This window comes from Mesorhizobium sp. M0894 (assembly GCF_040319725.1).
Lineage (GTDB): Bacteria > Pseudomonadota > Alphaproteobacteria > Rhizobiales > Rhizobiaceae > Mesorhizobium.
Map to the genome: position 1 here is coordinate 269,942 of NZ_JAMYOG010000001.1, position 9,333 is coordinate 279,274.

General features: G+C 59.9%; 12 protein-coding genes and 1 pseudogene. 3 read left to right on the forward strand and 10 right to left on the reverse strand.

Annotated elements, in window-relative coordinates:
- The first annotated feature begins 50 nt into the window (after positions 1 to 50).
- Positions 51 to 209 carry a hypothetical protein gene (locus tag NKH91_RS01415; RefSeq protein WP_352482029.1) on the forward strand — a complete coding sequence of 53 codons (159 nt, stop codon included), beginning with the start codon at positions 51 to 53 and terminating at the stop codon, positions 207 to 209.
- Between the two features lie 45 nt (positions 210 to 254).
- On the opposite strand, the gene NKH91_RS01420 is transcribed toward NKH91_RS01415, so the two are convergent.
- Complete coding sequence (locus NKH91_RS01420) at positions 255 to 524, reverse strand: hypothetical protein (RefSeq protein ID WP_156948079.1); 270 nt, start codon at positions 522 to 524, stop codon at positions 255 to 257.
- Entirely contained in the window at positions 497 to 952 is a 456-nt protein-coding gene (locus NKH91_RS01425; protein ID WP_352845642.1) for a recombinase zinc ribbon domain-containing protein, read from the reverse strand. Before NKH91_RS01425 ends, NKH91_RS01420 begins: the two co-directional genes overlap by 28 nt.
- A 79-nt stretch (positions 953 to 1,031) precedes the next feature.
- Here NKH91_RS01425 and NKH91_RS01430 point away from each other — a divergent pair, with 79 nt between their 5' ends.
- Positions 1,032 to 1,499 carry a DUF995 domain-containing protein gene (locus NKH91_RS01430; RefSeq protein WP_156948081.1) on the forward strand — a complete coding sequence of 156 codons (468 nt, stop codon included), beginning with the start codon at positions 1,032 to 1,034 and terminating at the stop codon, positions 1,497 to 1,499.
- A gap of 78 nt (positions 1,500 to 1,577) precedes the next feature.
- On the opposite strand, the gene NKH91_RS01435 is transcribed toward NKH91_RS01430, so the two are convergent.
- From NKH91_RS01435 to NKH91_RS01450, 5 genes and pseudogenes are all read right to left on the reverse strand, one after another.
- Positions 1,578 to 1,871 carry a hypothetical protein gene (locus NKH91_RS01435; protein ID WP_352845640.1) on the reverse strand — a complete coding sequence of 98 codons (294 nt, stop codon included), beginning with the start codon at positions 1,869 to 1,871 and terminating at the stop codon, positions 1,578 to 1,580.
- A complete protein-coding gene (locus NKH91_RS01440; RefSeq protein ID WP_352482027.1) occupies positions 1,868 to 2,119 on the reverse strand; it encodes a hypothetical protein in 252 nt (83 codons plus the stop codon). The genes NKH91_RS01435 and NKH91_RS01440 overlap by 4 nt, the downstream gene beginning before the upstream one ends.
- Positions 2,120 to 2,168: 49 nt before the next feature.
- Entirely contained in the window at positions 2,169 to 2,354 is a 186-nt protein-coding gene (locus tag NKH91_RS01445) for a hypothetical protein (protein WP_023720306.1), read from the reverse strand.
- 826 nt (positions 2,355 to 3,180) lie between these two features.
- Positions 3,181 to 3,294: pseudogene (locus tag NKH91_RS32315) on the reverse strand (transposase); the annotation flags it as partial.
- A gap of 168 nt (positions 3,295 to 3,462) precedes the next feature.
- On the reverse strand, positions 3,463 to 4,794 hold the full coding sequence (locus NKH91_RS01450) for a PQQ-dependent sugar dehydrogenase (RefSeq protein WP_023720304.1): 1,332 nt from the start codon (positions 4,792 to 4,794) through the stop codon (positions 3,463 to 3,465).
- Between the two features lie 404 nt (positions 4,795 to 5,198).
- On the opposite strand from NKH91_RS01450, the gene NKH91_RS01455 reads away from it, so the two are divergent.
- Positions 5,199 to 6,158, forward strand: coding sequence for a DMT family transporter (locus NKH91_RS01455; protein ID WP_352515704.1), 960 nt, complete (start codon positions 5,199 to 5,201; stop codon positions 6,156 to 6,158).
- A gap of 117 nt (positions 6,159 to 6,275) precedes the next feature.
- Here the strand turns inward: NKH91_RS01455 and NKH91_RS01460 are convergent, their stop codons facing one another.
- From NKH91_RS01460 to NKH91_RS01470, 3 genes are read right to left on the reverse strand one after another with little or no spacing between them, the layout of a single operon-like run.
- On the reverse strand, positions 6,276 to 7,001 hold the full coding sequence (locus tag NKH91_RS01460; RefSeq protein WP_352642742.1) for an ABC transporter ATP-binding protein: 726 nt from the start codon (positions 6,999 to 7,001) through the stop codon (positions 6,276 to 6,278).
- Positions 7,001 to 8,149 carry an ABC transporter permease gene (locus NKH91_RS01465; RefSeq protein ID WP_352845638.1) on the reverse strand — a complete coding sequence of 383 codons (1,149 nt, stop codon included), beginning with the start codon at positions 8,147 to 8,149 and terminating at the stop codon, positions 7,001 to 7,003. Before NKH91_RS01465 ends, NKH91_RS01460 begins: the two co-directional genes overlap by 1 nt.
- Positions 8,146 to 9,282, reverse strand: coding sequence for an efflux RND transporter periplasmic adaptor subunit (locus NKH91_RS01470; protein WP_352845637.1), 1,137 nt, complete (start codon positions 9,280 to 9,282; stop codon positions 8,146 to 8,148). Before NKH91_RS01470 ends, NKH91_RS01465 begins: the two co-directional genes overlap by 4 nt.
- Positions 9,283 to 9,333 lie beyond the last annotated feature (51 nt).

A 9,333-nucleotide genomic window follows, 5' to 3' on the forward strand; every position in this document is an offset into this window, starting at 1 on the left:
GAGTCCTCGCTTGCGATGTCTGCTTTCAGGACGCGGCGAAGCTGATCTCTATGACCGAAATCAGGCGCGAAGCTGCCTTTCAACACCGGACCAAAGCGCTGGATTTTGATTCGTTTAAGATATCTGGCACGACCGAAGAGATTAGACTGCTGACCCCCGAATTTGATTCCCAGCAGACGGCTCTACTCAACCGCAGCAACGAAGCCTGAACTGGTAAATTATAGGGTCTGGGGAAAGGCGGTAGCGCTCTCCCGCTACCATCGCTCCCCCCGAACGGAGACGAGGTGGCCAAGGCCTTGGTCGACCATGTTTGACAGGTATCCATCAATCAGGATCGACGGCTGCTCGCCTGCCTTCGGCGGGTAGACTGTCACGGTCGACACGACGTCGCGGACGATCTTCTTGGCTTCTTCCGAGACGAAGCCATTCTCTCCGATCGCGGCGGCGAGCGCTTCCAGATCGCGGATGTAGCGGGCGACAAGCGCCGGCTTCAGCGTCACGACCTTCGGCGGCTGCGGCAGCACGGCGAGCTCGGCCTCGAGGTGCTAGCCCCTCCTCGCGTAGCACTGGCAAGCGCTGCTCGGCTTCGGCTTCCGAAATCATGCCTTTGACATAGGCGTTCAGCACGCGGTCGTATTCGCGCCTGGCGGCGTCGAGCCGCTGGGCGGCCTTTTCGCGAGGCGCCCTGCCCCGAATAGAGCTTTTGATGCTCGTCATTGTAGGCGGCGACATAGTGGTCGATCAGCGCCTTGTCGTTCAACCTGGCGCGCAACCCGTCGATGACCGTCGCTTCGATATGATCGAGCGCATAGGGCCTGACATTGGTGCATGAGCGCGATTCCTTGGCGCGCGTGCACATGATGCGCGTCAGGCGACCCATCCTGTCCTTGACCGACATGCCCGACCCGCAGGCGCCGCAGCGCAGCGGGGTGTGCCAGCGCAAGTGCCTCACGTCGGCGATTTCCTGCCTCGATTCTCCTCTGAGGAAATGCTAAATTAGTCATTGCTTGGGCAAAGAGAGGGAGGTCTTTATGCGTGCATTTGCAATTTTTCTGTTAGGCGGCGCTTTGACTAGTTTTGTGTGTGCGTCCGCATGGGCCGGCAAGCTGCCGAAGGACGCGGTCGAATTAACCGCAGCCGAGGTCAAGGCGATATATTCAGGCAAGACCGGTATTTATGACGTCTCTAGCATTTACTATGCATCTGACGGCACAACCAAAGGAATCTTTGGCAAACCTAAGGTAACGGCAACTTTTAAGGGCACTTGGAGCGTAAGTGGTAATGAGATGTGCGCCAAGAATAAGCCAAAGGGTGATCCAAAAATCTACAGGGACTGCAACAAATTTTGGCGTTCTGGAAAAAGGATATATGACCTTTGGTCTGTCCACTATGATGGATCAAAGCCGGATCTAAAGAGCGGGTATGTTACCACTACCGTTAAGAAGCTTAAGGACGGAGATTTAGTGGCGAAAAAATACGCTGCTGCAGGCGGGGAGTGACAAAAGCGACAGGAACACGCAAGGAAAAAGCCCGCCACCGTGAGGCGGCGGGCTTAGCAGTTCCGTCTGGGTGCCGGTTCAGTGGCGCCCAGCGGGCCCTTCAAGGAACTCCATGAAGTTTTCCACCGCTCTGTCCGCTGGCGTTGACCGGGAGTTGCAAGCACTGAGAATGGCGGCGGCGATTTTCAGCATATCGGTGCGACTTCCAACAATCTTTGACACCACGGCATTTTCTGTGCCGCCGTCATAAGTCGAGCGCTGCAGGACATGCAGCGTCAGGCTGAGATTGTCGCCCATAAATTGGAGTGGGCCGGCACCAGTGACGAACGTGTCAGAGACGCAGAACGGTTCGACGGTCGGGACGGCGCTCATGATGCCGCCTTTCTGGCCTTGGCGTCGGCCATCGCGTTGTCGATACACGCTCCAGCCGCTTCGTTCAGACGTTCGGCGAGGTCGCGGGCGATCATGGCCAGCGCGCTTATTTGGTCCGCCAAAGCGACCCTCTTCCCGTCGCGCTCGAACTCCTGTTCCATGGTCTGGCCATAGAGCACTTCGAGCAAGTGGTGCAGGTTCCCAGTATCGAATTGCAGGTCGTCGAGGTCATCTGAAGGCGCGGTCATGACGCGGCGCCCCCGAGGGTTTCGTAGTAGGCGTTCTTAACCTTCCGCGTCATCTGCTCTGCAATGGTGGCAATGAAGAAAAGGCGCTCCCCCTCGCTTGGGTCAGAACGAAATTCCCGTCAGGTACTGTGGAAAAGACCTCCAGCATGGTCAGCAAGACGTCGGCCACGTTGTCCGCGTCACAGATCAGCGGCTCCAGATCGGCGAAGGTCATCTTCTCCTTGGCGGCGCTCATTTTGGGCAGAATCTGAACTTGGAGTTGGCCAGCAGTTCTGTAGCCGAAAGTGGAGTTGCGGCTCCGTGGCTCGGAAGGTCAGAGCCAGACCTTCAAGCGCCCCGCGAGCATCGGCATGAACTATGCCCCGAACCGGACTTATCCCAAAAGTCCGAAATGCCTGCTCTCGAGCCAAATCTGGCGATCCGCTTCCTGGCACAAGTGTGCGGCTGTCGACCCGTTGCGTCATTCGATCCTGTACGCAACGCCGGATCAAAGCGCTCTCCTCTGCAGTTGTTGTTTGGGATCCCGGGCTCGTGCCTTGTTGCCGAAACGGATTCCGGCGTAGGGCGAGGCCCCCGCAAAGCCGACGTTGACGTCGCGGCAGACGTTCGTCGTCTGCGGGTCAGACTTTTCGTTTCGGGAACTGCGCGATTGCGCCAACTTCGGACGTTCAGCTTCCCTACTGCTACGGCAGGTGTAATCCTGGTTAGAAGCCTCAGCGCACCGTTCACGTCGAGAGGTGAGCGCATCAGCCTAGCGACTGGACCCTTGGCTAGGAACTCTCCGTCGTTCACATGTCGAGACCAGAGAAAGACGATGAACTCCGCAGACTAAATCGCAGACTAATTTCTCTCTCTAGTCTGCGATGTCCTTCTAAGTCATTGAAATGTTGGCGCGCCCGGAGAGATTCGAACTCCTGACCCCAGATTCGTAGTTTGCAGCTACGCCGCATGCCGGCGAAAATGGAAGACGCGTCTTCGATAGTGGGTATTGCGATGTAGCGGTCTCCCGCTACCAAATTCAGATATTTGTCCAGCCCGGAGACATGGGTAACAGTTTGTACCTAAGACATGGGTGACAATCTCGTGCCGAACGGATTGCCGATGGTCTGCAACGTCCTCTGTTCCAGGTCGAGATATCCCAGATCGTAGTGCATGAAGCTGACGAGCCAAATGCCTCCGGCCAAAAGCCAAAAGTGTTACCCATGTGTCCGGGACAAAATGTCACCTATGTCTCGGGTCGCTCAGCCTGCCATATGCATCGAGATCGTAGCCGAATGCAGCCATATCGGGCGTGGCGCTGTAGCCGAAGGCTGGTGAGGTCGGAATCAGAAAGGCACCTGCGCTCAACGGCCATTCGCCCGGCGGACCCGCCAGATGACGTTACCGACGTCGTCGGCGACGAGCAGTGCGCCAGTCTGATCGATAGCAACGCCGACCGGACGGCCCATCGCCTCGCCATTACGCCCGATGAAGCCAGTGAGCACATCTTTCGGAGGACCGCTCGGTTTGCCGCCATGGAACGGCACGAAGATCACCTTGTAGCCGCTGTGCACGCTTCTATTCCACGAGCCGTGCTGGCCGACGAAGGCGCCGTTGCCGTAGGTCGGACCGAGCCGGGCGCCTTTGGAGAAGGTCAGTCCCAGCGAGGCGGTATGAGAGCCCAGGGCGTAATCGGGCTTGACCGCCGTCGCCACGAGATCGGGGCGCTGCGGCTTAGCGCGTTCGTCGACGTTCTGTCCGTAGTAGCTGTAGGGCCAGCCGTAGAAAGCGCCGTCACGAACCGAGGTCATGTAATCCGGCACGAGATCGTCGCCGATCTCGTCACGCTCGTTCACGGCAACCCAAAGCTCGCCAGTTTCAGGATTCCAGGAGAGCCCGTTCGGGTTGCGCAGGCCCGAGGCGAAGACCCGCGTGCGGCGGGTCGACCGATCCACTTCAAGGACAGTGGCGCGGTTCTTCTCCGCGGCTATGCCGTTTTCTCCAACGTTGCTGTTGGAACCAACGGTGACATAGAGCTTGCGTCCATCCGGACTTGCGATCACGTCCTTGGTCCAATGATGGTTGAGGTCCCCGGCCGGCAAGTCGATGATCTTTTCCGGCGACGTGCTGACTCGGGTCTGGCCATTGGAGTAGAGGAAAGCGACGAGCGCGTCGGTGTTCGCGACAAAGAGCTTGCCTTTGGACAGCGTCATGCCGAAGGGCGAATTGAGGCCTTCCGCGAACGTCGTGCCCACATCCGCAATGCCGTCGCCATCGGTGTCGCGCAGCAGCGTGATGCGATTGGCGCTTTTGGTCGCGGCGCCAGCCCGCTTCATAGCCAGGTCCATGAAGACCTTTCTAAGACTGAAGCCTTCGTCATGCTTGGCAGGGGCATTGGTTTCAGCAACCAGAACGTCGCCGTTCGGAAGCACATGCAGCCAGCGCGGATGGTCGAGGCCGGTGGCGAAGGCGTTCACTGTCAGCCCCTTCGCCGGGGTCGGCATACCTCCTTTCTGCCAGCCTTTCGCCTCGGCGATGTTAACAGTCGGGATCAGCGTCGGTCTTGGTTTCGGTAAAGTGGGGTTGGGGCCATAGCCGGTTATTGCCCCGGTTTTTTGCGCCGGGATGCCGGCGCAGCTTGCCATGACGGCGCCCAACACCGCTACGAGTACGCTCCCTCGGAAGCCGGCATGCATCGGACGTCCTCCGCATGGATATGTGTCGCGCTCTTTGTGCAAACGGAAGTCAGTGGCTTATTCTTCCAATTGCTTCGAAAAAAACAGCGGCGCTCGTGATCCGAGGGCCAGGAATTCGCGACAGATCTGCTCTCGGCAGAAATATGGCGCGAGAAGATTGTGGCAACCGCGCGAATATCTGTCGCGCAATATATGAATCTCAGATTCGTATCGCGCGAAATCGATACGGCTTGCGCTTTTCGGTATCGAGTTGCTCATGGGCCAACATGCGTTCGAATGGAACGAGACCGTGAACGGCGGGACCCACAATGACCCACCGATTGCACCAGCCGGTGAACCAGCTGTTGTTGCTGCTTAGCAAGACGCTGCAAATCTGCTAAAGTCTGCGATGGGAGGAGACGGATATCCAATCACTGCCGATAGCACAGCCAAATGTAGCTAAGGCGACACCCGGCGCATCACTTCCGCTCGCCTATTCCCTCGCGACGCTCTGCTGGCTCCTGTCCGCCGGCGTCTATATTGCCGCCAAGTGGGTTGCCCCCGAGATGCCGCCTTGGGCGCTCTGCTTCTGGCGGCTGACGCTCGCCTGCGCGATCCTGCTGCCTATCGTCCATCGTCATCACGGGGCGATGCTCGTGCTGATCCAATCCCGGGTGATCGAGGTGCTGGCCATCGGCGCCATCGGGCTGACCTTGTGTCAGGGCATGATCTACACGGGCCTCAACTACACCAACGCGACAACCGCCGGCATCATCATGGCGCTGTCGCCGATCATGACCATGGTGCTTGCCCGCTTCGTGCTTGGCGAGCCCCTCGGTGTCTGGAAAGCGCTTGGAGCGCTGGTCGCTCTGGCCGGGATGGTGGTGATCGTGGCGCGCGGCGACCTTGCCGCGCTGATGCAGCTACGGTTCAATCCCGGCGAGTTGTGGATCGTCGGCAGCGCGCTTTGCTGGGGCCTCTACACCGTGCTGCTGCGTCGCGCGAAATTCGGCATTGAGCTTCTGCCGATGGTGGTCCTGCTGCTGGGAGCCGGCGCGCTGGCCGCACTGCCTCTCTATCTCTGGGAACTGTTTTCCGGGGATCGTTCGGCGCTGCATGCGAACGGCCTTCTGGCCCTCGCCTATGTTGCCGGCCCGGGCGGCGCTCTGATGTACTATCTCTACAACCGCAGCGTCGAGACGCTTGGCGCCGGGCGCGCCAGCATGCTGCTCTATCTGCAGACCGCCTTCGTCGCCGTGCTCGCTTATCTGTTCCTTGGCGAAAGCTTGCACGACTACGATCTCGCCGGCGCCGCCTTCATCGTCGCCGGCCTGCTGCTCGCCACCGCGATCAAGCCGAGGCAGCGCACGGTGCGTGTCGCTTAGGCAAACATCAGTTCCGCCGCTTCGGCGAGCAGTTCGTAGAATCAAAGCACCACCCGAAGCGAAGCCGGATCATTGAAGCCGGCTCTGTACCGCGCCTTGGCCCACGCCGCCCGTTGATTAATGCCGTTCAGCCATCAAGCCAAAGGGAGACGGCGCTCGTTCCCGCCCATCCTCGAGCTCGAGCATCGAATCGAAATAAGTTTTCCAGCGCGTATCGTGAGTCACAACGCAGATCGCGACATTGCGGCTGTCCGCCAGATGCCTGAAAACCTTCATCACCATCTCCGCCCGTGTACCATCCAGTGCGGCGGTAGGTTCGTCGGCCAGAATAACGGTGGGATCGTTTGCCAAGGCCCTGGCGATTGAAACGCGCTGCTGCTCGCCGCCGGAAAGTTGGGAAGGATAATTGGAGCCGCGATGTTCAATGCCCAATGCGGCGAGAAGCCGGCTGGCTCGCGCCTGCGCCTGCTGGCGACCGACATCGTTGACCTGCATGGCGATGGCAATGTTTTCGGCGGCCGTGAGAAAGGGGATCAAGTTCGCTTTCTGGAACACAAACCCAAGATGGCTCCGCCTGAAGGCTCGTAGCTCGTTGAGCTTCGCACCGGGACGGGAAATCACCTTGCCGTCGAACAGGACCTCTCCCGTGGTCGGTGTCTCCAGCAGACCGGCGATCATCAGCAGCGTCGTCTTGCCGGAGCCGCTGGGCCCGACGATGCCGGTAACGCTGCCGGGGCTCAAGGTCAGCGAACCTGCCGCCAGCGCGGTGACCGGCGAGCCCCCGCTCTGGTAGACCTTGCTGGCGTTCCGAACCTCCAGCGTGGCGAGGCGGCGCTTCGACATCAGGCCAACACTTCCTGGGCACGGACCGCGAGCGCGCGACGAATCGCAAACCAGCTGGCCGCAAGGCTGAGTGCCATCAGCACGAACGACAACACGCCAAGATCGGATTCGGTGATCAGCACAGTTCTTGGAAACCTCGGATAGATCGTAAACGAGATGGCTATGGCCAGAACGAGGCTGCAAAAGCCGATCAACCCCGCCTGCTGCGCAATCATGCCGATGATCACCCGGTCACGCGCGCCGATCAGCTTCAGAAGTGCTATCTGCGCGACCTTCTCGATCGTCATCGTATAGATGGTCAGTGCTATGACGGCGCAGCAGATCAGCAGCGTCATCGTCGTGAAAGCCAGGATCTGGACGCGGAGCTTGCCGAGGCGGCCGTCCAGTAGAAGCGTTTCCTGGTCCTGCTGCGTGAGGACCTCGACGTCGCCCCAGCGTTTGATCGAGTCACGCACGACCTCCTTGTCCGCGCCCGGGAGAGTTTCGATGATGACGGCAGCGACACTTCCGGTCTCGTCGCCGAGACCCATGCGCGTCTTGCCCTTGGCCGCACGGTTGAGGAGGATCGCCTCGCTGGGCAGCAGTTGGTTGATGACCTGCGCGTCCGGGATGGTGACGAACAACAATCCGTCGCCACCCATGTCGACCTGCCCGGTCGACACGCCGACAATCGTATAGCTATCTCGTCCAAGCCGGATCTCGTCACCCACAACCAGGCCGAGAGTCTTGTCGGCGATGGCCTCATAGCGATTTGATTGGAAGTACCGGCCGGCGATCAACGGTATCCAGCTGCCACTGTCGCTTGGATAGTCCACACCAGTGACCGACATGCGCAGCGGAAGCCCGTCAATTTCGAACTGCTGGTTGTATTGGATGAACCGCCGCGTTGCCGCCACACCGGCCACACCGGCCACGCGGCGATCGAGATTGGCCGGAACGGCGGAAGATTCGGCGAACGGTCCGGACTTTCCCCCTTCGACGACCCAGAGGTCGGCACCAATGCCGTCGATCACGATCAAGGCTTCGTAGACGATGCCGCGATACATGCCCAGCATGCCGATCGTCGCCGCCATCAGCAGGCCGACGCCGAAAACGGTCAGGATGAACCTCAGCAGGTTATGCCTGATATCTTTGACCGCGAGATTCACCTGCCCAATGCCTGGAGGTTAACCGCCTGGTACTGGAAGCGGCCTGTCGGACCGAGCACGACATCACCTACCTTTAGGCCGCGCGTGATCTCGATATCGGTGCCGCTGGAGTAGCCCAGTGAAACAGGAGCCCAATAGGCCCGCCCGTCATGTGCAATCCATAGACCCACCCGTCCCTGGTTTCTCGCCAGGAACCGCTGTGGCACCGCAATGCCTGGTGACGGCGATTCCGCTTGGATGGTGACGCTTGCACGCTGACCCACAGCCCAGTTCGCCGGCACCTCACGCAATTTAAGATCGACCGTAAACTCGCGGGTCTCTTGATCGACCTGCCGGCCGATCCGCGCAATGGAAGCAGCGTAGGGTCGTTGCGGATCCGATGAGAAGGTGACTTTGGCTACTTGCCCCGGCCGAAGCGATCCCATTGCGGATTCGTCGAAGCGTGCCATGACCAGCAATGACGTCGGGTCGACAATCTGCATCAGTTCGACGCCCGGAGAAAGCAGGTCCCCCACCGTGCGGCTGCGGGAAACCACCACCCCGTTGACAGGCGAGCGTATGGAGGTTTCGCCGAAACGGCTTCGTATCTGCTCGACCTCGGCGGAGGCGGCCGCGACCTGGGCCTTTGCGCGCTCGATGCTAGCGGTCGCTCGCGCCAATGCGGCCTCGGCTTGCTTCTGGGTACCTTCGAAGAGGTCGAACTCGGCCTGAGAAATCGATTTGCTGGCGAGCAGGCTCTTCCTGCGATCCAGATCTGCCTTTGCAGTACGGGCGGCGATAGCCAGCCGGTCACGCTCCAATTCGGCCTCGCGCACGCTCTCCGCCGCAGCCCGGTCGTTGGCGACCGCGGCGGCAAGCTGATACTCGATTTCAGTCGCGTTTAGCGTGGCGAGGATATCGCCGGTCTTCACCTCGTCATTCCGGTCGACGCGAACGTCGGCCAGGAATGCCTGGATCCGTGCCGTCACGATGACCTGGTTGGTTGCACCAAGGAGGCCGGGTCCGGCGATTTCACGCGCGATCAGCCTTCGCTGGGCGACATAGGACTCCACCTGAGCAGGCCAGATATACCAACCAGAAAAGAGCCCGACTGCCGCCAGAACGGCAAACAAAATTAAGATGAAGCGAATCACGTATCTTTACCTGCACCGGCTTCCACCGGCCCCGCTGATCCTGGATCGACG